The organism is Halostagnicola larsenii XH-48, assembly GCF_000517625.1.
Classification (GTDB): Archaea; Halobacteriota; Halobacteria; order Halobacteriales; family Natrialbaceae; genus Halostagnicola; species Halostagnicola larsenii.
In genome coordinates, this window is record NZ_CP007055.1 from 722,397 (window position 1) to 748,235 (window position 25,839).

Sequence of the window (25,839 nt, forward strand, 5' to 3'; positions counted from 1 at the left end):
TCGACCGGGCGGATTACTCGCCGCGTCGCTCACTCGAACGAATAAACAACAGTCGCGCTCGCACGCACGGTGACCGGCCCGGAGTCGATATCGGTGGTCGGCGCGGCCCCGCCGTCCGATTCGGCGGCAGTCGTACTCGCGTCGTACCGGACCGGTTGCACGTCGGCGTTGCTCGTCGAGACCGACTTTGTTCCGGTGAGTTCGACGCCGCGATTGTCCGCGATGTGGGCGGCTTCGTCGTCGGCGTTCTCGAGCGCACTATCGATTGCCTCGTCGCGTACCTCCGCCCGTAACTCGTCGCTCAGCGTAAAGTTCACTCGGCCGATGTCGTCGGCACCGGCCGCGGCGGACGCATCGATGATCTCCCCGACGCGGTCGACGTCGTCGATTTCGACCTGGAACTGATGGGTTCCCACGTAACCCGACTCTTCGTATCGGGTTCGAACCTCGTACCGTCCGGACTCGATGCGTTCGTCGGGAATCTCGAGGTCGTCGAACGTCTCTCGAAGCGTCTCGGATCGGGCCGCGAGTTCGTCGCTTACCTCCTCGGCGCTGTCGCCGGTGGCTTCGATGCCGATACTCGCGACGGCCTCGTCCGGTTCGGTCTCGACCTCGCCGGTCGCCTGTACCTCGATTTCGTTGCCGCTCGAGTCGGTTTCGTCGCCGGATTGGCCCTCGTTGTCGGTCACGGCGCTGGCGAGACAGCCTGCGGTAGTTACGGTCAGTCCAGCGGCCGTCGCTGCGAGGAGTCGTCGTCGATCCATACACTCCGATTGGAGCAGTGACAAATAGCCTCTTCCCAAGCTGAAACGAGCGTTTGAGCTACGAAAGACGGTCGAACGGAATAGCCGTGACTCCGTCGCTGCCGCTCAGTCGTGTCGAAAACAACGGAAGACTCGCTCCGCTCGTCTTCCGAGCGTTCGATACTCTGTCGCCTAACTCCATCGTATCGAAAACAACGAAAGATCCGCCCCGCTCGTCTTCGGAGCGTTCGGCATTCCGTCGCTACCGCTCAGTCATGCCGAAAACTCCGCTGGCCCGTAAACGCCATCGCGATGTCGTGTTCGTCCGCGGCCGCGATCACGTCCTCGTCGTTGACCGAGCCGCCGGGCTGGACAACGGCTTCGATGCCGGCGGACGCGGCTTCTTCGATGCCGTCCGGGAACGGGAAGAAGGCGTCAGAAGCCATCACGGCTCCCTCGGCGTCCTTGCCCTCCGCGTGTTCGTCGGCTTTCATCGCCGCGAGTCGCACGGCATCGACGCGGGAGACCTGTCCCATGCCGACGCCGACCGTCTCGGTTCCCTTGGTGAACAGGATGCCGTTTGACTTGACGTGTTTGAGCGTTTGCCAGCCGAAGACCATCGACTCGAGTTCCTCGTCTGTCGGCTCTCGCTCGGTGACGACCTCGAGGTCGTCGACGGATATCGACTGCATGTCGCGTTCCTGGACGAGCCGTCCGCCGACGAGCGGCTTTTCGGTGAAGCGCTCGGTTCGGTCGCCCAGTGCTCCAACATCGAGCACCCGAAGGTTATCCTTCTCGAAGAGAATCTCGAGGGCGTCCTCGCTGTAGCCCGGTGCGACGACGACCTCCTTGAACGAGTCGATAACCTGTTCGGCGGTTTCGGCGTCGCACTCGCGGTTGAGCGCGACGATGCCGCCGAACGCGCTCATCGGGTCCGTCGACAGGGCCTTCTCGTAGGCCTCGGCGAGCGAATCCGCGGTCGCACAGCCCGCCGGGTTCGTGTGTTTGATCACCGCTGCGGCCGGTTCGTCGAACTCCTTGATCAGGTTGAGCGCGCCGTCGACGTCGTTGTAGTTGTTGTACGAGAGCGCTTTGGCTCCCTCGTTTAACTGCTCGGCGTGGACGACGGACGCTTCGTCGCAGGTGTGATCGATGTACACCGCAGCGTCTTGGTGGGGATTCTCGCCGTATCGAAGCGTCTCGAGTCGGTCGTTCGAGACGAGCCGTCGACCCGGCAGGCCGTCGTGGTCGCCCTCGGCGGTGGTCGCGACGTCGGCGTCGACGGTGACGGTTCCCGCGTCTTCGTCGACCGTGACCGCGCCGTCGGCGAACCACTTCACCGCCCGCGGGTACGCTCGGAACTCGCCCTCGTAGAGCACCCGGTCGGCGAGCGAGTCCTCGTCGTCGCCCTCGTAGACCGGAATCGGTTCCTGGGTCACGATCGGGCCGGCGTCGACCTCGCTTTCGACGACGTTGCCCTCGTCGTCGGTCGCGTCGGTGACGACGTGGACCGTACAGCCGGTCGTCGAGACGCCGGCCTCGAGCGCGTCGCCCCAGGCGTCCATACCGGGGAACGACGGCAGCAGCGAGGGATGGACGTTCAGCGTCGTCGGCGCGGACTCGAGGAACGTGTCCGTCAGTATACGCATGTAGCCGTCCAGACAGACGAGGTCGAACTCGTAGTCGGCGAGCGCCTCGAGCACGGCCTCCTCGTGGTCGGTTCGGCTCATGTCGTCCTCGAGCGGGACGACTTCGGTCGGGATCTCCCGTTCGGTTGCGTCCTCGCGCACCGGTGCGTCCTCGCTGGTGGTGAGGACGACCGCCAGTTCTGCGCCGCCCGGCGCGCGGTCGGCGATGTTGAGCAGGTTGCGCCCGCGGTTGCCGGCCATCCCGGCGATTCGGATCATACTCGAACCCGCGCTCGCAAACGGGAAAGTGATTGCGGTCTCGAGCCGGACAATATGCACGAACGTGGGTATTGACGTGCGTAACGAGCAGCTCTCTTCGGATCGTTATACACGCTCGTGGCCTCCCGTTTCGATACGCTTTTGGACCGCGCTGGAGGATGCTCGAGCATGACCGACACTCACGCGCTGTACGCCGTCTCCCCGCTCGACGGCCGGTACGGGGGTCGCACCGCCCCGTTGTCGCCCTACGCCAGCGAAGCCGCGCTCATGCGCGCCCGCGTCCGCGTCGAAGTGGAGTACCTGATCGCGCTCGCCGACTGCGAGGCGACGCCGCTCGAGCTAGCCATCGACGATCGAAAGCGGCTTCGCGGCCTCTACAACCACTTCGCCGAGGAGGACGCGAGGCTGATCAAGACCCTCGAGACGGAGGGCTACGAGGAGTTCGAAGCCACGAACCACGACGTGAAGGCCGTCGAGTACTTCATCCGTCATAACCTGCCCGCGGGCAGCGACGCTTCGTCCTGGATCCACTTCGGACTCACCAGCGAGGACGTGAACAACCTCGCCCATCGCCTGCTCGTCGGGGACGCCGTCGAGGACGTGTTGCTGGGCGAACTGTTCGAACTGCAAGACACGCTGTCGGCGATGGCCCGCGAACACCGGGATCTGCCGATGCTCGCCCGAACGCACGGCCAGCCCGCGACGCCAACGACGTTCGGCAAGGAACTGGCCGTCTACGCGGCCCGCCTCGGTCGAACGGCAGCGCGCGTTCGCGAAGCGACCGACAATCTCCGGGGCAAGCTTGGCGGTGCGAGCGGCACCTACGCCGCCCACGTCGCGGCGTACCCGGACATCGACTGGCAGGCTTTCGCCGAGGCGTTCGTCACCGACCTCGGCCTCGAATTCGAACCGCTCACGACGCAGGTCAACCCCTGCGACGACCTCGCGGCACTGTTCGACGCCTTCCGCAGCGTCAACGACGTGTTGCTCGATCTCGACCGGGATATGTGGCTCTACGTCTCCGATCGCTACCTCGGTCAGGAGGCCGTCGAAGGCGAAACCGGCTCCTCGACGATGCCCCACAAGGTCAACCCGATCGACTTCGAGAACAGCGAGGGCAATCTCTCGAAGGCCAACTCGGATCTGACCTTCCTGGCGGACTACGTGACGACCTCGAGACTCCAGCGCGACCTGTCGGATTCGACCGTCAAACGAAACATCGGTGCCGCGTTCGCACACTGTCTCATCGGCTACAAGAAGACCGCCGCGGGTCTTTCGAAGGTCGTCCCGAACGAACACGTCATGCGCGACGAACTCGAGTCGACCCCCGAGATTATCGGTGAGGCGGTCCAGACGATCCTCAGACGGGAGGGACAGGAAGACGCCTACGAGCGGGTCAAGGCCGTCACCCGCGGGAAGGACGTCTCGCTCGAGGACTTTCAGGACATGTTCGACGAACTCGACGTGGACGAGGACGTTCGCGAGGAACTCCACGCGCTGACGCCGGCGGGGTACACCGGCATCGCCGACGATCTGGTCGACGACGTTCCGAAGTAGTCCGGATTCCCGGTCTGCAGACCCGTCTGGCTTCTCTCGAAGTGACCGCTACTCGAACAGTTACTGCCTAATTTCGCTCGAGCGTCTGCAGTCTGTTTTTCTTCGAGCCGTCCGCATGTTTATAGCCAATCATGTAGAACTCTCTGTCATACCATGCTATACCATCACGGGGAGCAGGTCGAACACATGGGAGTGCTCCCGTCGATGTCTGCAGACCGGTACGGTGACAAGACGGCGTTCTCGTTCATGGGGACCGAGCAGTCCTACGCCGAACTCGAGACGCGGTCGAACGAGGTCGCGAACGTGCTGGTCGACCACGGCGTCGAATCGGGCGACCGGGTCGGCCTATTCATTCCGAACACGATGCAGTTTCCGGCGGCGTACTTCGGCGTGATCAAGGCCGGAGCCGTCGCGACGCCGCTCAACCTGCGGATGGATCCCGAGACGCTGACGTATATCCTCGACGACGCGGGGGCGGACGTCCTCATCGGGTCGGCGCTCCTCGCGGACGAGGCTCAGGAACTGGCGGCTGCGGCGGGTATCGAGACGCTGTTTCTCCCCGGAGTCGACGACGCCGAGCGGGGGATCGTCAACTACTCGCACGCGCTGATGGAGGCCGACGACGAGTTCGAGCGGGTCGAACGCGAGTACGGCGACATCGCCGCCCAGCCTTACACCAGCGGCACGACAGGTCGACCGAAGGGCGTGATGCTCTCGCATCGCAATCTCCTGGCGACGGTCGAGAGCTACAGTCAGGGCGGACTCGACGTCGGTCCCGATGACACACTGTTGCTCGTCCTCCCGCTCTTTCACATCTACGGGCTCAACGCCCTGCTGGGTTCGTACGTCTACGCCGGATCGAAGATGGTTCTCCAACCCAAGCCCGAGCCGAAGAACATGCTCCGCGCCATCGAGGACCATCGGGTGACGAAGTTCTCCGGCGTCCCCGCGATGTACACCATGTTGTTTCGCGAGTACCGAGAGGACCCCGACGCGTACGACCTCTCCTCGCTCGAGCACGTCACCTGCGCGGCGGCACCGCTCGCGGAGGACGTCCGCCGGACGATCGAAGACGCCTGGGAAACGCCGGTCCTCGAGGGCTGGGGGATGACCGAAACCTCCCCCGCGGGAACGCTCGAGCCCGCCATCGCCATCCACAAGGAGGCGGGGTGTATCGGTCCCCCTCTCCCGGGAATCGACCTCAAGATCGTCGATCCGGCGACGAGAGAGACGATCGTCGGCCCGGCGGACCTCGAGCCCACGCCGAGCGACGAAATCGAGTTCGACGACGAGGAGGCGGTGACCGGCGAACTCGCGATTCGCGGCGACAACGTCTTCGAGGGCTACTACAACCGCCCGGAGAAGACCGCCAAGGTTCTCGACGACGAGGGCTGGTTCTACACCGAAGACATCGCCCGCGTCGACGCGGACGGCTACTTCTGGATGGTCGACCGCGCCGACGACATGATCATTGCGGGCGGGGAGAACGTCTATCCCGCGGAAGTCGAATCCGCGCTCTACGAACACCCCGACGTGGCCGAGGCAGCCGTCGTCGCGGCTCCCCACGAGGTCAAAGGCGAAGCTCCGGTCGGCTACGTCGTCCTCGAGGAAGGTGCCGACCTGACGGAACGAGAGCTACGGGAGTTCTCGCTCGATTACGTCGCGACCTACGCCCATCCGCGGCGGATCTTCACCGTCGACGAACTCCCCCGCAGCGCGACTCAGAAGGTCCAACGCTACAAACTCGAGGAAGACGTCGCCGAGCGTCTGGACGAACCGCTCGAGTCGGGGACCGGCGACTTGTAGCCCGCCACTACAATTGGTCTGTAAAAGGCAGGTCATCACGGTCGATTCGATCGAGTCTGGTCGGAACGATTCGACCGATGCGGGTGAAAAGCAGTATCGTCGAGGCGAACAACAGTCCGATAATCGAGAGGACGACGCCGTCGGGGATGGCGAATGCATCGTCGGCAGAAGCGACGACGGAGCTCACGGCCAGGGCCGTGAGCGTTCCGTAGTAGGCGCTCTCACCGGCGACGAGCGGTCGGGCTGGCCGCTCGGATTCCGCGTTCGAGTCGTCCGAACTGCGCGGCGAAACCTCGAAGTACGGTCGGAACAGTTCCAGGTGCGTACCCGGACTGATGACCCCACGGGACTGATCGTAGTCGATCACGTCGTTTTTGTCGAGTTTCGGCAGGTGCGACTGGTAGAGCGGGATGTAGACACGCTGGCGTTCGGTCGAACGTAACTGTTCAACGGTCGTCTCGTGTTCCCGGGCAGCGACGTGTTCTGCGACCTCGCGCATCTTGACCGGTCCGTTCGCCTCGAGGAGGTACCGAATCGTCTCCCGTCGCCGGCTCGTTTGCAGGAGATGAAAGATGGCGTCTCGCGAGAGCGGACTCGTCGCGGTTGCGTTCGGATGGCTTGGGTTCGCCTCCTCGGGAGTCCTCGGCCGGTCTGTCTGGAGGGTCATACTCGAACTGGATACTCCCTGGGAATCACGTAAGCTTTCTCATGTCAGAAGTAATAATTATCGTGAGCGTTCGGGTAGGTATGAAAACATATCCTCGGTGTGCAATGTCGCTCGAGAAATCGAGCGCGGGTACCGCATCGGTCTCACTCGAGAGTCGGTCGGCGTCCAACTAGTCCGCAGTCGGAGAGGGCGGCGTGTCGACGACGCCCTCCGTCCAGGTGCCTCGGAAGAACCAGAGGCCCGCAATAATGACGCTCACCACGTTCGAGATGGCCATCGCGTACCAGACGCCGGCTTCGCCGATTCCTGCCCACTGAATCAGCCCGTAGGCGACCGGGATCTGGATGATCCACAGCGAGAGAATTGAGAATCCCATGGCGATTCGCGTGCTCCCGCTGCCCCGGAACGCCCCCATCAGGATCTGGAAGACCCCGAGGAACGCGAACGTCGGGCCGACGATCATGAGGAAGTCGGCACCCATCCGGATAACCTCCGCCGATTCGTCGCCGGTCAGGAAGACGTCGATAATCTCCGTTGCGAACGCGTAGACGCCGACGCTCATCGCCGCGAACGCCCCGCCGATGATCCCCGCGTTCAACAGAACGCCGCGGCGGGCGCGGTCGGTCTGCTTTGCTCCGAGATTCTGGCCAACGACGACCTCGGTCGCCTGCGCGATCCCAAGCGAGAGGAGGGTGAATACCGCGTACACGCGACTGCCGACGCCGAAGGCCGCGACGGCGTCCGAACCGGCGATGGCCACCAGCGCCGTCAGGACCGTTAGGCCGAGCGCTCGAGTGCTCTGTTCGATCCCGGCGGGAATGCCGAGGCGAACGATCGTTTTCACGGTCTCGAGTTTCAGGCGGAACTGCGAGAGCGACGGGCGAATTCCCAGTTGGCCCGAGAACAGCAGCCAGACGCCGACGACCGCGCCGACTGCGCGGCTGAACACCGTCGCGATAGCAGCGCCTTCCACCCCGAGACCGGCAAATCCGGTCATCGAGTACAGCGACGACTCGAGGGCTTCAAATCCGAGCGCGCCGAACAGCGGGTTCCCTTCGAATCCGAGGATAAGGAACGGGTCGAGGACGACGTTGAGGACGACGCTGATGGTCATCAGATAAAGCGGCGTCCGCGTATCGCCCCAGCCGCGCAACAGCGCCTGAAACATGAAGAACGCGAAGACGGTCACCGTCCCGATGAACCAGGCGCGCGTGTAATCGACGGCCATTCCGTGGACCGCGCTTCCGGCCTCGGCACCGACGAGCGTGAGCAACTGCGGCGCGAAGATGTAGCCGACGATCGAAGCTATCAGCGAGACGAGCAGGACGAACGACATCGTCTGTCCGACCACGTGATCGACCTGCTCGTCGTTGTCCGCACCCTTGTGCTGGGCGATCAGGATAGTCCCGGCGACCGTAAATCCGCCGCCGATACTGATGACCAGAAAGATGATCGGGAACGCAAAGGAGATTGCGGCGACGGCGTCAGCGCCAATGCGGCCGACCCAGAACGTATCCGCGATGTTGTACGCGACCTGAAGCAACTGCGTCAGGATGAGCGGAATCGCGAGAAAGACGATCGGCTTCAACAACTCTCCGGTGGTCACGTCGACGGACCGGTCTTCGCCGGCCGCGCTCATTTTCCACCCGTCAACTGGCGGGCGTCCGCAGGCCGCTCTCTCGAGCGGAACACGGCGTCGATACGATCGGGGAGGACGTTCTGTTCGAGCGGCCGATCAGAGTCCCTCGGCCAGCGTCGATTCAGCGATTGCCACATAGTAACTGACTAGTCAGTCAGTCCGTATAGGCGTTTCGTGAGTGTGGGTTGCGGAAACAAAGATATCGAGTACCACGGCCACAGAACCAGAATCTCGGGAAACGAGGCCACCCCTTCAAAAACGCGTCCGTCTGACTGACGACCGAACCGTCGAAAATAGCGACAAAACCCGATCTATTCGGTGAGCGGGAGGAAAATCCCGAACACGAACGGCGAGAAGAAGCCGACGAGAAGACCGATGATCGAAAGAGCATACAGGAGCGTGTCTTCCCAGGCGGGGAGGCCGCCGAAGTACGTCTGGCCGACGAATTCGCCGCCGACGCCGATTACGAGCAAACTAAGACCGAGGAAGAACCCGGCTTTGGTCAGAAAGGGATAATCGAGTTTTCCGTAGCGTCCCATACGACCGGCTACTCGTGTGGAAGTAATAGGTTTACGGAAGACTGCAGAATCAGCTGATAAGTCGATCGATGGCCTACTCGAGTGTTTGTGCGGCCCGATCAGCTGAGGAGATTCTCGAGCGTCTCGCAGGTCGCCGCGGCCGCTCGCTCGATGTCGGAGAGGCGAACGTACTCGCGTTCGGCGTGAGCGACGCCGCCCTCGTCGTCCTCGAGGACGCCCGGGCCGAAGACCACCGTCGGCGCGTCGGCGGCGAAGAAGCCGGCCTCGGTCGCCGCCCCGAACGACCGCACGCCCCCGCCGCTTGCCTCCCGAAGCGTCCGAACGAGGACATCGTCGGAATCGGTCACGAACGGCTTCGGAAACGGCGTGTCGGGTCGGATGAGCGAGACCGAGACCTGAAGATCCTCCCGAACCCGATCCGTGAGGTGCGCCTCGAGGGCCGCTCGAAACGAGTCGCTGGTCTCCGGGGGCACGCTCCGTCGGTCGAACGTGAGCCGGCACCGTTCCGGAACTCTGTTCGGCGCTTCGCCGGCCTCGAGCATGGTCGCCGTCAGTTTCGGCTCCCCGAGCGTGGCGTCCGCGTCCGGTTCAGCCTCGTCATCGTAGCTTCGTAGCGCTTCGAGGACTGTCTCGAGGCCGAATATCGCGTTTCGTTCCGCGGGTACCTTCGCCGCGTGGCCGCTCTCGCCCTCGAGGGTGATCGTCCCTTCGCACTGTCCGCGGGCGGCGATACACACGTCGAGACCCGTCGGTTCGCCGACGATGAAGCCGTCCGCAGACGGGGCCAGCGTCTCCTGTAACCCCGCCGCGCCGGTCATCAGCGTCTCCTCGTCGGTGGTGATCGCCAGCGTCAGTTTCCCGGCGGTCGGTTCGACGCCCACGAAGGCGGCGAGCAGGGCGGTGAGCGGTCCCTTCGCGTCACAGGCCCCGCGCCCGCGGACGATATCGCCGTCGCGCTCGTATGGGACGTGCGGGGCGACGGTGTCGATGTGAGTGTTCAAGACGATGTGCGGGCCGTCGCCGTCCGTTCTGTCGGCTTCTCCCTGTTCGACAGCGCCTCGGCTGGCGAGGACGTTCCCGTAGTCGTCCACCGTGGGCTCGATCCCGGCGTCGCGAAGCGTTTCACAGAGCAGGTCCCGCATCTCCGAAACGTCCTTGTGGGAGGGCGTCCGGACCGCGTCGGCGTGGAACTGCGCGATATCGAACCCCATCTTACTGCCCCGACTCGCGCTCGACGCGCGTTACGTCCTCGAGCGTTTCGCGCCGGCGAACGACCCGATCCTCGCCGTCTTCGAGCGCCACTTCCGCCGGTCGGGGCTGGGAGTGAAACTGGCTGGCGAGTTCGTAGCCGTACGACCCCGCGTTACCGATCGCGACGACGTCGCCGCGCTCGGGTCGGGCGACTGGACGATCGTGGGCGAAGACGTCCGCGCTGGTACAGACCGGCCCGCCGACGGTGACCTCGCGGGCCTCGCGATCGGGTGCGCTGACGTTCAGCATGGGATGGTAGGAGCCGAACATCGCGGGACGAATGAGGGTTGCGAGGCTGGCGTCGATGCCGACCACGGTCGTGTCGGGTGCTTCCTTGATCGTGTTCACTTCCGAGAGGATGAGTCCCGCGTCGGCGACGACGTAGCGGCCGGGCTCGAGTTTCAACTGCGCTTCGAGGTCGCCGATCGCCTCGCGGACCATATTCGAGGTCTTCTCGAGGTCTAAGGGCTCGTCGTCCTCGCGGTAGGGAACGCCGTAGCCGCCGCCGACGTCGACGAACTCGAGGGTGTCGTCGCCGACCCGGCGAGCCATCTCGCCGACGCGGGAAATGGCCCGACAGTGATCCTCGAGACCCGCTGTCAGCACGCCGCTGCCGGCGTGGGCGTGGAGGCCGACGAGGTCGAAGTCCTCGCGCACGCGCTCGGCGACTTCGGGGACGCGCTCGTAGGGGATCCCGAACTTCGCGTCCGCGCCGGTCGCGACCTTCTCGTGGTGGCCCGTTCCGATACCGGGGTTGATCCGGATGGCGATTCGCCCGTCGTAGCCGCGCTCTGCGAGGCGCTCGAGCGTATCGACCGCGCCGATGGTGATCGTCAGCCCCGGATGCTCCGCGGCGAGGTCGGTCGCGTAGTCGAGGTCGTGGTCCGGCGGGTTGACGGCGGTGTACTGCAGTTCGTTCGGGTCCGCGCCCGCGTCGATCGACCGCCGGAGTTCGCCCCAGGCCGCACACTCGATGCTCCCGCCGGCCTCGAGGACCGCCTCGAGGACCGCCTTCCCAGTGTGGGCTTTCGCCGCGTACATCACGTGTGCGTCCGGGAACGCGGCCGAAAATCGGGCGTAGTTCGCCTTCACGCGGTCGAGGTCCATCACGTAAAGCGGCGTATCGTACTCGTCGGCGAGCGACTCGAGTCGCTCGAGATCCCAGTCGTCGAGCCGGCGAACGGCCGGCGAGTCCGCGAGATCACTCATTATCCACTGGAAGTGACCGGGAGGATTCAAGCGTTTGGGTTCGTCCGTTCGTCGGAAACTACGAGGCGACTCACCCGAATAGCTCGCGTCTCCCCACACGCCACTCGGTTCAGTATCATCACGCTGCTACCGGATGGTGAACTCGGTGGGCTCCCCGCCTGTTTCCGCTCGAGTTCCGCAGTCGATTCTCGAAGCGGCGTTCCGCCGGCAAATTGAAAGGGTACATTAGATACGTAGAATACAAACCTGCTTCTCATACGGACAATATTTCGGATACACTCTTGGTTATCCGGTTCGTTGGTTCTCGTATGTCGATCGATATCGAGGATTTCGAGGAACGCGCCCCCGAGGAACTCGAGGAGCCGAGTAACGCCGAACGAGTGCTCCAATTTCTCCACGAGCACAGCGACAAGGCGTGGAAGGCGTCGACGATCGCCAAACGGGCGGATGTCAACGAAAACTCGATCTCGGCTGTCCTCAATCGGCTGAAGGAGCAGGATCTCGTCCGACACAAGGGCTCGTACTGGGCGATTACGGACGACACGGAACGCCTTCGTCGTGCGCACCAGTTCCACCGGACGGCCCAGCGATTCGACGAACTATACGGCGAAGAGGATCGCGAGGAGTGGATCGAAGCGAGTGAGCGAGCGAACGAATGACTCCCGGCCGAGGAACCATCGTTCTCGCGGACGATCCGTTCAAGGGCGACGATGCGAGCCGGCCCTGGCTGATAATCGGTACGGACGAGACACCCTTTCACGGCGAGCAATACATCGCACTCACGCTCTCGACGAAAACGTGGCACGACGAGCGCGTTCCGATCGATGGCGACGATATCATCGATGGTGGCCTGCCGAAAGACAGCTCGATTCTCCCGTGGGCGGTCGTATCAGTCGAAGCAACTCGAATCGATCGCGAGCTCGGCACACTCGACGAAACGCTCGTCGACACTGTCGTCAGACAGCTCGGTTCGTACGTCGGTCTCGAGCGACGCTGACTTCGGGATACACAGCCACCGAACCTCTCGGTCAAACGAACAGTCGGACGATGCACCGCTGCTCTCGTTACTCCCGCAGCGCGTCCTCGCGCTCGGTCGCCTCGAGCGTCTCGGTCTCGAGACCCGTCGCGACGACGGCTGGCTTGTACGCGCCGCCCTCGAAGAGGTCGTGGTCGCTGACCGAGGACTCGACGAACCGCGTGAACGCGCGTCGCTCGGCGGGCAGTTCGCCGTACAGTACCTCCTCCTCGACGAGATCGTAGACGGGAATACGAGGCGTCAAGAGCGTGTTCTCGCCGACGACGCTGTCTTCGCCGACGACGAACCCGCTCGTGACGCGACAGCCGGCACCCAGCGAGACGCCGTCCTCGACGATGACCGGCGCGCTCTCGACGGGCTCGAGTACGCCGCCGATGAGGGTGTTCGCGCCGAGTTTGACGTTCTCGCCGATCTGGGCGCACGAGCCGACGGTGTCACAGGAGTCGACGAGCGCGCCGTCGCCGACGTGGGCTCCGATGTTGACGAAACTCGGGCTCATCATGATGCAGTCTTCGCCGAGATACGCGCCCCGACGGATGGTCGTCCCGTCGGGCGTGTTGCGGGTGCCGCGCTCGCCCAGGTCCTCGGTTTCGCGCAGCGGGAGGACGTCGTAGTGCTCGACGCCGCCGTACTCGAAGGCCGCGTTCTCGCGAAGGCCGAAGTTCAGCAGAATTCCCTGTTTGACCCACTCGTTCGCCTCCCACTCGCCGTTTCGCTTTTCGGCGGCGCGGATCTCCCCGTCTTCGAGCGCGGAGAGGAACGCCTCGAGGGTCGCGTGTTCGTCCTCGCCGGCCGACTGCGCGTCGACGTCGCCGCTTTGCTTTCGCTCCCACAGTTCGTCGATCTCGGTCTCGAGCGCACTCATAGCTGTCCGGGGATGGCGCGTGCAGGGCTAAAATACCATCCATTCGCGCCGGCTCAGCGGGTCAGCACGCGAGGCCCCTCAGTGAGCCAGCACGTCCGCGAAGTCGTAGCTGCCGGGGTCGCGCTCGGCGAGCCACACCGCCGCGTCGACCGCGCCGGCGGCGAAGACGCCGCGGTCCTCGGCCCGATGGGTCAGCCGAACTTCCTCGTGGTTGTTCGCGATGAGGATCTCGTGCTCGCCGGTCACGTTGCCCGCCCGGAGAACGTGGACGCCGATCTCGTCGTCCTCGCGGGGGTCGAATCCCTCGCGGCCGTGTTTACGTCCCGAAAAGTCCCCGTTCGCTTCGATCTCGGAGAGCAGTCGGTTCGCAGTCCCGCTCGGGGCGTCGCGCTTCCCGTTGTGGTGGGTCTCGACGAGTTCGACGTCGTAGCCCGCCAGATCCTGCACGGCGTCGCCGACGATATTCACGAGTGCTTGCACGCCGCGGGCGAAGTTCGGCGCGCGCAAAAGTGGAATCGCCTCGCCGGCGGCCTCGAGCGCTTCCCGCTGGTCGTCGTCGAAGCCGGTCGTCCCCGTCACAAATGGAACGCCCGCGTCGGCACAGGCCCGCGCGTACTCGAGCGCGGACTCGGGGCCGGTAAAGTCGATCACGGCCGCCGGTTCGCGCTCGACAACGAGGTCCTCGAACGCATCGGCGGACTCGAGGTCGACGCCTCGTACGTTTTCGCCGTCCGGATCGCGGTTGACCGCGAAGACGACCTCGACGTCATCCCGGTCGGCAACCGCGGCGATCACTTCCTCGCCCATCCGGCCCGTGGCTCCGGTGACGCCGACCCGAACCGTCATCGATCACCCTCCGCTCCCGCGTCGGCGACCGCCGCGGAATTTTCCTCGAGATCGGCGAGGACCGCCTCAAGGTCGTCGCGGTACTCGGCGGCCAGTCGGGAGAGCGGCGGACGCATGCGGGCCGGGCCGTAGCCGCGGATCTGCATGGCCTCCTTGACCGGGATCGGGTTAGTCTCGACGAACAGTTCGCGAAACAGCGGCCCGAGTTCGTGGTGAAGCGTGCGAGCGCGTGTGAAGTCGCCGTCCAGCGCCGCGCCGACCATCGCGCAGGTTCGCTCGGGTTCGATGTTCGCCGCGACGCTGATCGCCCCCGTCGCCCCGACGGAGAGCATCGGCAGCGTGAGCGCATCGTCGCCCGAAAGCACGGCGAAGTCCTCGTCGGTCGTCCGTTCGGCGATTTCACCGATCAGGCCGAGGTCGCCGCTTGCGGCCTTGTATCCGGCGATGTTCTCGTGGGTCGCGAGGGAGACGGCCGTGTCAGGCTCGATGGATCGGCCCGTTCGCGAGGGGACGTTGTAGACGATCTGGGGTACGTCGACGGCGTCGGCGATCGTCCGATAGTGTTCGACCAGGCCGCGCTGCTCGGGCTTGTTGTAGTACGGCGAAATGAGAAGCAGGCCGTCAGCGCCGGCGTCGGCGGCGCGTTCGGAGAGCTCGAGCGCTTCGCGGGTGTTGTTCGATCCGGTGCCCGCGATGACCGGCACGTCGGAGACGGCGTCGATGACCGCGTCGACGACCTGAACATGTTCCTCGTGGGTCAGCGTCGCGGATTCGCCCGTCGAGCCGACGGGAACCAGCCCGTCGACGCCCGCGCGCTCGAGTCGCTGTGCGTCGGTCTGTAAGGTTTTGAAGTCGATTCGTTCGTCCTCGTCGAAGGGCGTACACATTGCCGGAAAGACGCCCGTGAAGTCGATATCGTCCGTCATAGGTGTTTTATTGGTGTGTTGGTCGGTAGTCGGCTACTTGGATGTAATGATTCTGCATGAACCGGCGTCGCGACTGGCCGGTGTGATCTGGGGCGCACCCGAGACGGGACGTCACGCCGCCTCGAGCCCTTTCAGGCCCGTTTTTTCGGAAAACGAGGTTTCGCGCCGCTCACGAGCAGACGTACCGAGTCGTGAGCGGTGCGACGCATATCCAAGCTATCACAGCGGACGAACTTATCCGTTGTGGATTCTCTTCTCTCTCGAATCGTATGCCAACTGCTATCATCATTTTTCGCGTATCTTATACCTTTGGCTTACCTATAGCAGGGCATGACAGACTTCGGACTAAAAGTGCGGATGGCGGTCGTGGGTACCATCCTGTTCGCACTGTATCTCGGTGCAGGAACAGTGCTGTCGGAAATGCTGAGACTGCCGTTGGTCCCCGTCTTACTCGTCGGAATCATCGTTGTTCCGGCGATTCAGTACAAACTCGGGAAGTGGATGGCGCTCAGGGGTGCAGAGGAGATGCCCGAAGACGGCCAGTATCAGCAGGTCCACCAGATGACCGAATCGCTGTCGCGCGATATGGGGATTGACAAGCCCAAACTGATGGTCATGGATATGGGCGTCCCGAACGCGTTCGCCGTCGGCCGAAAGGGTGCCGGCGTCGTTTGCATCTCGACTGAACTCATGCACCTGCTCGAGCGCGACGAGCTCGAGGGCGTCATCGCCCACGAACTCGCCCACATCAAGAACCGCGACGTGATCACGATGGTCGTGGGCCAGTCCATCGGGATGCTCGTCGGCTACGTCGCCTACTTCGCGGTGCTGATGGGTGGCGAGCGAAATATCGGGACTTGGATCCTCGCCATGGTTGCGTCGTCGCTCGCGAACATGCTCGTGATGATCTTCGTGATGGCGATCTCGCGGTACCGCGAGTACGTCGCCGACGACGATGCGCGACAGGTGATCGGTAGCGGCGATCCGCTCGCGCGGGCACTCGAGAAGATCTCTCAGGGTGCACAGGGACAGGAGTCGAAGTTAGACGATAGCATGAGCGCGCTCTGTATCCTCAACTCCGATCGAAGCATCATGGAAAAGATCTTCTCGACGCACCCGCCGACCGAAAAGCGCATCGAGAAACTCCGATATTAACCCTCGGAACGGATAAGACGAACCGGCGCGTTTTCGGGCCGCCACGACGCGATTTTTTTACGTGTGCCCAACACATACGCGAGTATGACAGATATTCATCCGGGTCAGCGCGTCGCCGTCCTCGTCGACGCCCAGAATCTCTATCATACGGCTCAGAGCATGCACAGCCGTAACATCGACTACTCGTCGCTGCTCGAGAAGGCGGTCCAGGACCGACAGCTCACCCGCGCCATCGCGTACGTCATCCGTGCGGATTCGCCCGAGGAAGGTTCCTTCTTCGACGCGCTCGTCGACATCGGCTTCGAGACCAAGATCAAAGACATCAAGCGCTTTTCCGACGGCACCAAAAAGGCCGACTGGGATGTCGGGATGAGCCTCGACGCGGTGACGCTCGCGAATCACATCGACACGCTGGTTCTCTGTACCGGCGACGGCGACTTCTCCCGACTCTGTTCGCACCTCCGTCACGAAGGCGTCCGCGTGGAAGTGATGGCGTTCGAATCGTCGACGTCCGAAGACCTCATCGATGCCGCAGATACGTTCCTCGACCTCGGGGAACGCCACGAAACGTTCCTACTGTGACGACCGTCGAGAGACGGATCGGTCGTTTCGATAGCTGGGCTCGAGACTGCTTCTGACGCGAACAGGAGAACGAAGAAACGGCGGTTCAACCGCTATAGTGGAACGAAACAACCGAAAACACCTCTCGAGTCGGTTCAAAACCCCTCGAGATGGGCATCCCGAACCGATCTCGAGATGCCCTCCTCGAGCGGAACCACCTCGAGCGAGTCAGTAAGCGCGTGCGTCGGCATCGGCTCGAACGACGCCGAGTACGAGCGCACCGGCAGCTAGGGCGGCCGCGACGACCGGGACCGCGTATCCGACCGCACTCGAGTCCAGAAGCGCCGGCCCGGCGAGCGTGAGACTGCTGACGCCCAACAGCGCGAGGCCGAGGCCGATCTGTGTGACGTTCATCGATACCCGTACTCGGGTATGATCTTTTATAACACTCACTATCTGCCCGCGCGCCAGACTTTCGGCGCGAAACCCCTCTCGAAGTTCTGGATAGCGTCTGGTCGTAGTACGACTGCGTTCGACAGCCTTTCGAGCGCCGGGCCACGACAGGAACCAATGAGCGAACGAGCAGACGGCCGAACCGGAATCGCGAACCTCCGGACGGTCGCCGACTATCAGTTCGGGGCGGGCGCTGGCGAGGCGCTGTTCCCGACGGACGCGTCGCTGACGATCAAACGGACCGCTTCCGGTCGGCCCCAGCAGGTGCTCTCCGAAACCGATCGGATCGTCTCGTTCGGAACCGACGGGCGGTTCACCCTCGGCGTCGAGGGTGGGCGACGGCTGGCCTCGGTGCTCGAGTCGCCGGCCTACCGCGTCATCGTCGACGACGAAAGCGAACCGTTCGTCCGCGACGGGAAAAACGTGTTTGCAAAGTTCGTTCTCGAGGCCGACGAGGCGATCAGGCCGGGCGACGAGGTCGTCGTCGTTCACGAGCGGGGAGACGTGATCGCCGTCGGCCGCGCGGAACTCGACGCCGAGGCGATTCGTGATTTCGCGACAGGAATGGCCGTACAGGTTCGATCCGGCGTCCCGGCCGGCGAGTCGCACTGAGGCGGGTACGGAACTGGTTTTTGCTGTCCGCATATCGGTTGGCGTCTGGACGAGCGGAACCCGAAAACGGACGGTCGAGACCGCAGGGTAAAAGGTCGCGGGTGTCGACGGTTCGAGTATGTTTGGAGGAGGAGGCGGCGGACTCAATCCGCGCAAGATGGAACAGATGATGAAGCAGATGGGGATCGACGTCGACGATATCGACGCCGAAGAGGTCATCATCCGTACGGCAGACCACGACCTAGTCTTTACCGACCCGGAAGTGACGAAAATGGACGCTCGAGGTCAGGAGACCTACCAGGTCATCGGAACGCCGGAGGAACGCGACTCGGGCTCGGCGGGCGAACTCGAAGCTGGCGAAAGCGACGACGATTCGGCAGGCGGCGTCGACGAAGACGACGTCGACCTCGTCGTGACACGAACCGGCGCGAGCGAGGAGGAGGCCCGACAGGCGCTCGAGGACAACGACGGCGATCTCGCGGCGACGGTCGCGGAACTCGAGTGACGTGACCGTCCCCGTCTTGCTCGTTCACGAGGATCGCGAATATCTCGTCGAACCCGGCGAAGAGTTCGGAACCGACCTCGGCGTGCTCGACGTTCCGGAGGACATCGATGCCGGAACGACGCTGGAGACGCATCTCGGCACGGAGTTTCGCGTTCGACGGCTCCGCGGTCCGGATCTGTTTCACCACTTCGAACGGACCGGCGCGCCGATGGTCCCGCGAGATATCGGACTGATAATCGGCGAAACCGGGATTTCGGTCGGCGATCGGGTGCTCGACGCCGGGACCGGCACCGGCGTGCTCGCCGCACTCGTCGCCCGGGCCGGCGCTTCCGTCGTGACCTACGAACAGGATCCCGAATTCGCCGACGTCGCGCGCGAGAATATGGTTCTCGGCGGCATCGAGGAGCAGGTCGACGTTCGCGCGGGCGACGTGACCGCCGACCTCGAGTCGCTGTGCGAGGAGGCGTTCGACGTTCTCACGCTCGATACCGGGGATGCGCCCGAGATCGTGGCGTCCGCACCCGACCTCCTCGTCGAGGGCGGATTTCTGGCGGTCTACAGCCCGTTCGTCGAATCGACTCGAGACGTCGTCGAGGCCGCTCGCGAGGCGGGGCTCTCGAACGTTCGGACTCGAGATACGATCCAGCGGGAGATGGATTTCGACGAGCGCGGATCCCGGCCGTCGACGGCACCGGTCGGACACACCGGCTATCTTACGATCGCTCGTAACGATTAGCCGGCAGTGATGGTCGATAGCGATATGCGGTTTTATCGGCTCTCGGAGCTGTCTTGTCGACTGGCGAGTATCAGCAATCAACTGCCGTGGACTATCTCAGGAACTTCCGCGTAGCCTCTCACTGACTGTCAACCCTGCACCCGACTGCCGAGTGCGCTGGCTTCGTTCCCTCACAGCGTAGGAAGCGGTCGTATGATACTGGTACCCCTGTCTCAAGACGCCCGCAACGAGCGGGCCAGCACACCGATCACTAGACCGCCCTACCTGGCGTCCCGCCCCATCAGAGCCACGCGACGCGTTCATCGCTCGAGTCGGGACTCGCGGCTCGTCTAATCGGGACCGGTAGCCGGTCGCGAGAACGCTCGACTCGAGGATCGGTTATTCGACTCGAGGTTCAGTTATCGTCCTCGCGCCACTTGTGTTCACACTCCGAGCAGATGAAAAATCGTGTCTCAGATTCGTCCGCAGAGCGGATCTGTTTCATGTACCAGTACGCCCGGTCGTGGCCGCATTCGGGACAGAGCGCATCGGTCTCGGGCAGCGACGTTTCGCCGGAGGATTCGATTACCTCGCTCGCTTCCTGGTCTTCGGTTACGGTGTACGCTGCGGCGTCGCCTTTCGGCTTGGTAAAGTCACAGCTGCCACAGACCCACGTTCCGTCCTCGGCTTTCATCATCGAACCGCATTCGTCGCAGAACTCCATGAACCGCCCTTGTCACTCGTCTCGCTTAAGCATGTAGAAAGCGATCGATGACATAACTTGCAGTTATTCCTGGCAGTTGACTACTGTTCGTCCCGCTATTCCGGGGTGGCACAACCGCGACGCTACTTCGCTCGAGACTCATTTCGATTCGAAATCGTCATTGGGCCGGCTTACGGACACCACGAGAGATGGAGCGATCCCTTCGTCGACTCCGTGCAGCGTTTGCCGTCGACAGACGGGTACTGACGCTCGCGTTCGCTCGAATGGCCGACGGCATCGGCAACTCCTTTCTGATCGTCGTTATTCCGCTGTACGTGACCAGCGACGTGGTAACCGGGGCGACGTTTGGACTTTCAGAGTCGGTCATAATCGGTGGGATCCTCTCGCTGTTTGGCTTTCTCAACAGTAGTTTCCAGCCGTTTACGGGACGGCTGTCCGACCGAACGGGAAGACGGAAGACGTTTATTCTGATCGGACTGGCCGGGCTGGCGACCACCAATCTCGCGTACGTCGTCGCCGACACCTACCGGTCGTTGGTCCTCATCCGCGGCTTGCAGGGACTGAGCGTCGCGTTCATCATACCGGCGTCGATCGCGCTCGTAAACGAACTCGCGACGACGACGGACCGCGGCGGGAATATGGGCGTCTACAACACCTTTCGGTTGGTCGGATTCGGTGCCGGACCGGTCGCCGCAGGTGCGGTGGTTAACGCCGGTCCGTATACCATCCCGGCGCTTGGCGACTTTCCACTCGGCGGTCTCTCGATCAACGGCTTCGACGCGGCGTTTTTCGTCGCGTCGATCACTGCGACGATCAGCTACGTTCTCGTGACGATCCTGATCACCGATCCGGAATCGACCCGGGAGAACGCGGGGGCGGATCTCTCGATCGATATCCGGGACGCATCTGGGGCGAAATTCTTCGATCCCATCTTCACGCTCGGGGTGGCGACGCTCTTTCTGGCGACCACGATCGGGCTCTTCGCGACGATTCAACCCCAGATCAACGACCACTTAGAGCAGGGTTCGACGTGGTTCGGGCTTCAGTTCGCCGCGTTCATCGTCGCGCAAGTGCTCCTCCAGACGCCGGTCGGTCGCGCCTGCGACCGGTACGGCCGGCGACCGTTCATCGTCTTCGGGATGGTGTTTCTCATCCCGACGACCCTCGTGCAGGGGTTCATCGGCTCCTCCGAGATGATGTTTCTCGCGCGATTACTGCAGGGCGTCGCGGGTGCGATGGTGTTCGCCCCTTCGCTGGCGCTCGCCGGTGACCTCGCCGGTGCCGGCGAGTCGGGCTCGAAATTATCGGTGCTGACGATGGCCTTTGGCTTCGGCATCGCGGTCGGGCCGCTCGCCTCGGGGCTCCTGATCGGATACGGATTCCGATGGCCGTTCGTTTTCGGCGCGGTGATCGCCGCACTGGGCGCGCTATTGGTGTTCACGCAGGTAGAGGAGACTCTCGAGACGGCGGCCAGCGTTCCCGGTATCGGCGGGTAATCCGTCGGGTGCGGGTATTGCCCCCGCCGGTCCGCTTCGAGGCCTAGGCCGATCGTCAGGGCGCAACGCAAAAGTACTGGATACACATACGATTCGACGATGACGCTCTCGGAGGAGGCGCGAGATCGATTGGCCGACGTGGTGGAGCTACAGCCGACGAAGAATGCAGAACTACAGGAACGGTGGGGGGTCGAAAGCGGAAGCGAAGTTCACCAGATCCTCGAGAACGAACTGGGTGAGTACTACTTTCGCGACGACAACAGCCTGATCCGCGCGACCGAGGAAGCTGCGGAGCTGGTCGACGTCGAACCCGGTGTGGTCAACGACCCCGACGACGAGGGCGGCCCCTCGGCGATTCGCGTGCCGGAGTTACACGCACAGATCGTCGAGGTACTCGCCGGGCCGGACGAGGAATCGGAAAGCGTGGTTTCGGTCCTCCACAAGCTTCGAGACGCCTACGACGTCGATCCGGAGAGCGAGGATGTTCGATCCGCCCTCCAGAGTCTTCGCCGGAAGGACGTCGTCGAGGTCGAGTACCGGACGGTGCCGACGTTTCGCCTCGCCGTCGACCGCGACGACTTAGAGGTCGCTATTTCGGACTCGAACTGAGCTGCGTTGCCTGCTGGTCTCGAGCGACGATTCGATCGTTACAGCCCGAGTACGCTATTCCTCCGCGCGTAATCCCGGTCTGTGTCGTCGTCGCCGTTTCTCGAGCAGGTGTTTGAGGCGTTTCCCGGGGCCACCTTCGATCGGCCACCCGCGGGTTCGCCAGGCGGGCGGTTCCGGTTCGAAAGCAGGACACGAGCCAGAACACTCCGCGGCGGTCGGCAGACAGTTTTTGGCTCGACAGTAGGGCAGCAACTGGTTCTGCGAGCGCAGTTCGAAGGCCTTGCAATCGGGGCGCATCGTTTCGGCGAACGAGCGCCAGCCGCGCTCGTAGGCGCGTTCTGCGATGGCGAGGCGTCGACTCGCCTTCTCGTCGGGATCGACGTACTCGAAGCGGGCCGCCGACGCGTCTCGCCCGCTTCCGCTCGGTCGCTCGAGGATCCGCGTCCCCCGATTCTCGACCGAGAGCGTCAGCGGATGCCACGCGACTTCGGCCTCGAGTTCGTCGGGATCGAGCGCGAGGATTCCCGCTTCGACCGGCAGGTCCTCGAAAAGCGCGGGCTCGACGCGTTCGCCCGTTCGGCGGGTCGCGACCCAGACCTCGTCCGCGAGCGCCATCGCCACGTCGTACTCGAGTTGGGGACCGAGCATCCGGGCGGCGCTGGCGTCGAGATCCGGTTTGTTCTCGATCGCGACGACGCGCTCGAGCCAGTCCGGGTAGGGCCACTTCTGCCGGATCTCGATGCGATTGCCGTCGCGGCGGGTCTCGAGGATTCCCCGATTGTCGGCCTCGTGGATCGACTCGCGGACGTACCGCCAGGGGTAGCCGGGGTGGGGAAGTCCATCCCGGTAGTATTCCCACTCCGCAGGTGCGTTTCGGACGACGTGCAGCAGGTCGCCGTTCAGCCGTTCCGGGCCGAAAAGCGCCCGCCGTCTGAGTCCCTCGGGGTCACACTCGAGGACGATGGTATCCCACCGCCGCCGCTTCGTACCGAGTTGGCGGGCGACGACGACCGACCGATCGGTCTCCTCGAGCGGCCACTGGCGTTCGGCCCAGCGACAACAGGCGAGTTCGAACCCGAATTCGGAACCGCCGTGGAGACTCACTAGCCTGTCGTACGAACGGGGTATCGAAATGTGCTGTGGTCTCGCTGAAGGACCGATCTCGTGCTCGAGTAGGGTTCAAAGGGGATTACGGCTCGATCTCTCCCCGGTTGATCTTCTCGGCGACCGAGTAGGCGTCGTAGATGGCGTAGACCCAAACGATGAAGCCAGTGAAGATACCGATGAGTGCAAAGACTAGTAGAAGGTTGACGAACTGGATCAGCATAAGCGCTAATCCTTTTCCGACCTGCCCGTTGTAGATCTGTCCGACACCGGTGAAAAACACCGAGAGGACGGCCGCGAGTCCTGGGTTCTTCTGCTGTGGCTGCTGTTGTCTCACACCACAATGCGGGCAGATTTCGGCTTCTCGCTTTATGATCTCGCCGCAACTCGAGCAGTACTGCTCGTCGGGGCCAGCCGTCGCGGCGGGTTCGTCTCGCTCGTCGAATGGCATTACCCGAACTGGTTACCGTGTCTAAATGAATATTTCGACAACTCGTCACGAACGAACTCGACGTTCCTCGAAACAGTAGCTCTTCGTACCGCTTACAACGGGTGCGAGAACGGATTAAATCTCGTCTTCGGCTTCGAGTACGTCGAGGTAGTCGTGGGCCTGTTCGAAGATCTCTCGCGGCCCGTCCTGCGTGACGGTGTTGACCGCCTGCTCGTAGTCGCGCCACTGCAGGTCTCGATGCTCGCTCGAGAGTTCCGCGCTCGCTTCGAACGATTTCGCGATGAAGAGATGAACGGTCTTGTGGATCGTCGTCCCGTTCGCCTCGAAGACGTAACTGTAGTCCTCGCGAAAGCCGTCGAGTAGTCTAAACTGTTCTATACCTGCCTCTTCCTTTACTTCGCGGATAGCCGTCTGCTGAAGTTCTTCGTCTCCTTCGACACCGCCCTTGGGAAACTCCCAGTCGCCTGGGCGGCTCTTGAGTAGAAGATACTCGCGCCGGCCCCGCGTGTCGCGGAAGAGGATCGCGCCTGCGCTCGTAGCTTCGACTGCCATTACAGAGGATAACAGGTGCGGCGTTAAGTGAATATCGGACTGTCTTCTCGTCGTACATCACGGTGCTGTCCGTTCTCATCGTCTCACACGGTGGTATTAGTTCGACCGCCGACGGCGACGGTCCCGGCCAATCTCAGCAACCTTTTAGGCTGGCACCGAGGATGTGTCTACAACACCAGCCATGACCTTCGTAACCCGTCTCACGCTCCAGAGTGGTGATAGAGCCGCCCTCGACGGTCTCGTCGAGGATATCAAAGAAACCGCCGAACGCAAAGGGGCGGCGCTGAAGGGGCCTCACTCGCATCCGCCAGAACGGCTCACGGTCCCCCAGCACTGCCGACTCCACGCCGACGACGAACGTCGCTTTTCCTCGTGGGAGTATACGGTATTCACGCGCGAACTCGAGATCCACGGCCACGATAACCTCGCGCGGAATATCGCCTCCCAGAACTTCCCGGATTCGATCCACATCGAGGCAGAAGTCGAACAGATTCACGACATGGGAACGTAGAACGGATTGCCACTCGTTCGAGTCAATTCCGATTCGGCCGGGGAAAATTCACTCACGTGCGATCGCTCGGAGCAGTTTCGATGCTCCGTGCTTTTTCGTCGCTGTTTCGTATTCGGGACCGTACGCGATGCGACCGCAACAGCCGGTTATGTGTCGCTAATTCGGTGTTCAAAGAGTCGTTCGTCGGTATCCTCGCAGGTAACCGCGAACACCTTGTGGGAGCTACAGCACGACTCGACGACCTCCTCGCCCATCTGGATGTCGCCGCCCGTCGTCGGACACGTCTCGAGGAACATTCGAAGGCTGTTCAGAAGCTGGCCCTTCTGGGCGGGACCGAACGCGTCCCAGTCGTCAACCCAGGACTCGAAGGCGCGACTCGCGGCGATATCCGCGACGAGTGCCGGCCGTGAGGGCCACTGGCCGGTACGACTCGAGTTGGCTCTGAGCGTGTGTACGTCGTCGCGCGTAAGGAGTTCGAACTCGTCGGGGTCTTCTTCGAACCCGAACGCTTCGGCGGCGTCTGCCGGGTCGATTTCGTCCTCCGCGATCGGTTCGATTTCCGCGAACCACGCCGTTTCGAACGCCTCGGTCAGACAGAGATCGGTCGAATCCGCACACGGCTCGAGGATATCTTCGTCTAGAAAGTACGTCTCGAGGTCCATGCTGGCTTCGGGGCCGCCAGCGGCGTCGTCAGCCGACTCCTCGTCTGATTCGGAACCGTGACCGTTGGTCTCGGCGTCAGTCTGCGTCGGCGTCGCCCCGGTGTCGGTGCTCGAGCCAGCGGCGGACGTCGATTCGGTCAGTTCATCGGCTTCGGTTTCGCTCGCTGATTCCTCGATTGTAGTGGATGCGTCGGACGAAGCGAGTCCGGACGCGACGACCGGCTCCGGGTCCTTTCCGAACCACCGAAGGATCGCTGGCGGGAGGTACCGTTTCGTCAGCGTTGGCGTGCCCGGAATCAGATAGCCGCGAAGATAGATCAATCCGATCGAACAGCCAAGCGCGAGTACTCCGCCGAGTTTCGATTTACGTGCGATAAGAGAACTCAGTAACGCGGCGATAACCAGGTTCAAAATCGTACACGGCTCGCATCGATTGTCGCCGGTGTATTCCGGCTGATGGAGCGTCTCGACGACATCAATCTTCATTTCACCCGTATCATCGTACTCAGATATTGTTTAATTTTGGGGTCCGGAAATGCGATCGTATTTCGCCGCTTCGAGCCCTCGATACGGCTGTGTGTCGCGTTTTCCGTCGTTTTCTCGCCGCGGAGGTCCGGTTTTGCGGTCGTCTTCGATTCGTGTGTCGGGTGCGTTCGGTCCGTGTGTCGGAAGTAGGACGTGTGTCGCCAGTGGGACGTGCCGATTGTCGTCGGCACCTGTCTCGCCCCGTTCGGGGCG

At 63.1% G+C, this 25,839-nt stretch carries 28 protein-coding genes; 12 read left to right on the plus strand and 16 right to left on the minus strand.

Features of this window, described 5'->3' with window-relative positions; translation table 11 throughout:
• Positions 1–29: 29 nt before the first annotated feature.
• Together HALLA_RS03535 and purH are read right to left on the minus strand one after the other, a co-directional pair.
• Positions 30–764: an SIMPL domain-containing protein gene (locus HALLA_RS03535; protein WP_049952094.1), complete on the minus strand. Its 735-nt coding sequence runs from the start codon at positions 762–764 to the stop codon at positions 30–32.
• Between the two features lie 248 nt (positions 765–1,012).
• Positions 1,013–2,650 carry a bifunctional phosphoribosylaminoimidazolecarboxamide formyltransferase/IMP cyclohydrolase gene (gene purH / locus HALLA_RS03540; RefSeq protein WP_049952095.1) on the minus strand — a complete coding sequence of 546 codons (1,638 nt, stop codon included), beginning with the start codon at positions 2,648–2,650 and terminating at the stop codon, positions 1,013–1,015.
• A 168-nt stretch (positions 2,651–2,818) separates the two neighbouring features.
• On the opposite strand from purH, the gene purB reads away from it, so the two are divergent.
• Together purB and HALLA_RS03550 are read left to right on the plus strand one after the other, a co-directional pair.
• Entirely contained in the window at positions 2,819–4,207 is a 1,389-nt protein-coding gene (gene purB, locus HALLA_RS03545; RefSeq protein ID WP_049952096.1) for an adenylosuccinate lyase, read from the plus strand.
• A gap of 153 nt (positions 4,208–4,360) precedes the next feature.
• Complete coding sequence (locus HALLA_RS03550; RefSeq protein WP_049952097.1) at positions 4,361–6,013, plus strand: class I adenylate-forming enzyme family protein; 1,653 nt, start codon at positions 4,361–4,363, stop codon at positions 6,011–6,013.
• Between the two features lie 7 nt (positions 6,014–6,020).
• Here HALLA_RS03550 and HALLA_RS03555 read toward each other — a convergent pair whose 3' ends face one another.
• The 5 genes from HALLA_RS03555 to lysA form a co-directional block, all read right to left on the minus strand.
• Positions 6,021–6,680: a DUF7344 domain-containing protein gene (locus tag HALLA_RS03555; protein WP_084568920.1), complete on the minus strand. Its 660-nt coding sequence runs from the start codon at positions 6,678–6,680 to the stop codon at positions 6,021–6,023.
• 169 nt (positions 6,681–6,849) lie between these two features.
• Complete coding sequence (locus tag HALLA_RS03560) at positions 6,850–8,319, minus strand: MATE family efflux transporter (protein ID WP_049952098.1); 1,470 nt, start codon at positions 8,317–8,319, stop codon at positions 6,850–6,852.
• A 311-nt stretch (positions 8,320–8,630) separates the two neighbouring features.
• Entirely contained in the window at positions 8,631–8,858 is a 228-nt protein-coding gene (locus HALLA_RS03565) for a DUF7860 family protein (RefSeq protein WP_049952099.1), read from the minus strand.
• Between the two features lie 98 nt (positions 8,859–8,956).
• The gene (locus HALLA_RS03570) at positions 8,957–10,069 is read right to left on the minus strand and encodes a M20 family metallopeptidase (RefSeq protein ID WP_049952100.1); all 1,113 of its coding nucleotides are present in this window, start codon (positions 10,067–10,069) and stop codon (positions 8,957–8,959) included.
• A 1-nt stretch (position 10,070) separates the two neighbouring features.
• Positions 10,071–11,318, minus strand: a complete 1,248-nt coding sequence (gene lysA, locus HALLA_RS03575; protein WP_049952101.1) for a diaminopimelate decarboxylase — start codon at positions 11,316–11,318, stop codon at positions 10,071–10,073.
• Between the two features lie 308 nt (positions 11,319–11,626).
• Here lysA and HALLA_RS03580 point away from each other — a divergent pair, with 308 nt between their 5' ends.
• Entirely contained in the window at positions 11,627–11,977 is a 351-nt protein-coding gene (locus HALLA_RS03580; RefSeq protein WP_049952102.1) for an Rrf2 family transcriptional regulator, read from the plus strand.
• Positions 11,974–12,315, plus strand: coding sequence for a type II toxin-antitoxin system PemK/MazF family toxin (locus tag HALLA_RS03585; protein ID WP_049952103.1), 342 nt, complete (start codon positions 11,974–11,976; stop codon positions 12,313–12,315). Before HALLA_RS03580 ends, HALLA_RS03585 begins: the two co-directional genes overlap by 4 nt.
• A 67-nt stretch (positions 12,316–12,382) precedes the next feature.
• Here HALLA_RS03585 and HALLA_RS03590 read toward each other — a convergent pair whose 3' ends face one another.
• The 3 genes from HALLA_RS03590 to dapA all read right to left on the minus strand — a co-directional run bounded on the left by HALLA_RS03590 (position 12,383) and on the right by dapA (position 14,991).
• Positions 12,383–13,219, minus strand: a complete 837-nt coding sequence (locus tag HALLA_RS03590; protein WP_049952104.1) for a 2,3,4,5-tetrahydropyridine-2,6-dicarboxylate N-succinyltransferase — start codon at positions 13,217–13,219, stop codon at positions 12,383–12,385.
• 78 nt (positions 13,220–13,297) lie between these two features.
• The gene (gene dapB / locus HALLA_RS03595; protein ID WP_049952105.1) at positions 13,298–14,065 is read right to left on the minus strand and encodes a 4-hydroxy-tetrahydrodipicolinate reductase; all 768 of its coding nucleotides are present in this window, start codon (positions 14,063–14,065) and stop codon (positions 13,298–13,300) included.
• Entirely contained in the window at positions 14,062–14,991 is a 930-nt protein-coding gene (gene dapA, locus HALLA_RS03600) for a 4-hydroxy-tetrahydrodipicolinate synthase (protein ID WP_049952106.1), read from the minus strand. Before dapA ends, dapB begins: the two co-directional genes overlap by 4 nt.
• A 330-nt stretch (positions 14,992–15,321) precedes the next feature.
• Here dapA and HALLA_RS03605 point away from each other — a divergent pair, with 330 nt between their 5' ends.
• Positions 15,322–16,146 carry a M48 family metallopeptidase gene (locus HALLA_RS03605; RefSeq protein WP_049952107.1) on the plus strand — a complete coding sequence of 275 codons (825 nt, stop codon included), beginning with the start codon at positions 15,322–15,324 and terminating at the stop codon, positions 16,144–16,146.
• Positions 16,147–16,230: 84 nt separating this feature from the next.
• Entirely contained in the window at positions 16,231–16,728 is a 498-nt protein-coding gene (locus HALLA_RS03610) for a LabA-like NYN domain-containing protein (protein WP_049952108.1), read from the plus strand.
• A 207-nt stretch (positions 16,729–16,935) separates the two neighbouring features.
• Here HALLA_RS03610 and HALLA_RS03615 read toward each other — a convergent pair whose 3' ends face one another.
• Positions 16,936–17,121 carry a hypothetical protein gene (locus tag HALLA_RS03615; RefSeq protein ID WP_049952109.1) on the minus strand — a complete coding sequence of 62 codons (186 nt, stop codon included), beginning with the start codon at positions 17,119–17,121 and terminating at the stop codon, positions 16,936–16,938.
• Positions 17,122–17,277: 156 nt separating this feature from the next.
• Between HALLA_RS03615 and HALLA_RS03620 the strand changes: the two genes are divergently transcribed.
• The 3 genes from HALLA_RS03620 to HALLA_RS03630 all read left to right on the plus strand — a co-directional run bounded on the left by HALLA_RS03620 (position 17,278) and on the right by HALLA_RS03630 (position 19,013).
• On the plus strand, positions 17,278–17,772 hold the full coding sequence (locus HALLA_RS03620; protein WP_049952110.1) for a PUA domain-containing protein: 495 nt from the start codon (positions 17,278–17,280) through the stop codon (positions 17,770–17,772).
• 118 nt (positions 17,773–17,890) lie between these two features.
• Positions 17,891–18,277 carry a nascent polypeptide-associated complex protein gene (locus HALLA_RS03625; RefSeq protein ID WP_049952111.1) on the plus strand — a complete coding sequence of 129 codons (387 nt, stop codon included), beginning with the start codon at positions 17,891–17,893 and terminating at the stop codon, positions 18,275–18,277.
• 1 nt (position 18,278) lies between these two features.
• Positions 18,279–19,013, plus strand: a complete 735-nt coding sequence (locus HALLA_RS03630) for a methyltransferase domain-containing protein (RefSeq protein WP_049952112.1) — start codon at positions 18,279–18,281, stop codon at positions 19,011–19,013.
• A gap of 394 nt (positions 19,014–19,407) precedes the next feature.
• On the opposite strand, the gene HALLA_RS03635 is transcribed toward HALLA_RS03630, so the two are convergent.
• The gene (locus HALLA_RS03635) at positions 19,408–19,716 is read right to left on the minus strand and encodes a transcription factor S (protein ID WP_049952113.1); all 309 of its coding nucleotides are present in this window, start codon (positions 19,714–19,716) and stop codon (positions 19,408–19,410) included.
• Between the two features lie 188 nt (positions 19,717–19,904).
• Here HALLA_RS03635 and HALLA_RS03640 point away from each other — a divergent pair, with 188 nt between their 5' ends.
• Positions 19,905–21,212, plus strand: coding sequence for an MFS transporter (locus tag HALLA_RS03640; protein ID WP_049952114.1), 1,308 nt, complete (start codon positions 19,905–19,907; stop codon positions 21,210–21,212).
• A 99-nt stretch (positions 21,213–21,311) separates the two neighbouring features.
• Positions 21,312–21,821: a DUF5797 family protein gene (locus HALLA_RS03645; protein WP_049952115.1), complete on the plus strand. Its 510-nt coding sequence runs from the start codon at positions 21,312–21,314 to the stop codon at positions 21,819–21,821.
• Between the two features lie 54 nt (positions 21,822–21,875).
• Here the strand turns inward: HALLA_RS03645 and HALLA_RS03650 are convergent, their stop codons facing one another.
• From HALLA_RS03650 to HALLA_RS03660, 3 genes are all read right to left on the minus strand, one after another.
• Positions 21,876–22,925 carry a DUF5787 family protein gene (locus tag HALLA_RS03650; RefSeq protein WP_049952116.1) on the minus strand — a complete coding sequence of 350 codons (1,050 nt, stop codon included), beginning with the start codon at positions 22,923–22,925 and terminating at the stop codon, positions 21,876–21,878.
• An 85-nt stretch (positions 22,926–23,010) separates the two neighbouring features.
• Entirely contained in the window at positions 23,011–23,376 is a 366-nt protein-coding gene (locus tag HALLA_RS03655; RefSeq protein ID WP_049952117.1) for a zinc ribbon domain-containing protein, read from the minus strand.
• A gap of 114 nt (positions 23,377–23,490) precedes the next feature.
• Positions 23,491–23,928: a bis(5'-nucleosyl)-tetraphosphatase gene (locus HALLA_RS03660; RefSeq protein ID WP_049952118.1), complete on the minus strand. Its 438-nt coding sequence runs from the start codon at positions 23,926–23,928 to the stop codon at positions 23,491–23,493.
• 181 nt (positions 23,929–24,109) lie between these two features.
• On the opposite strand from HALLA_RS03660, the gene HALLA_RS03665 reads away from it, so the two are divergent.
• Positions 24,110–24,439: an uS10/mL48 family ribosomal protein gene (locus HALLA_RS03665; protein WP_049952119.1), complete on the plus strand. Its 330-nt coding sequence runs from the start codon at positions 24,110–24,112 to the stop codon at positions 24,437–24,439.
• 146 nt (positions 24,440–24,585) lie between these two features.
• On the opposite strand, the gene HALLA_RS03670 is transcribed toward HALLA_RS03665, so the two are convergent.
• On the minus strand, positions 24,586–25,587 hold the full coding sequence (locus HALLA_RS03670; RefSeq protein WP_049952120.1) for a hypothetical protein: 1,002 nt from the start codon (positions 25,585–25,587) through the stop codon (positions 24,586–24,588).
• Positions 25,588–25,839 lie beyond the last annotated feature (252 nt).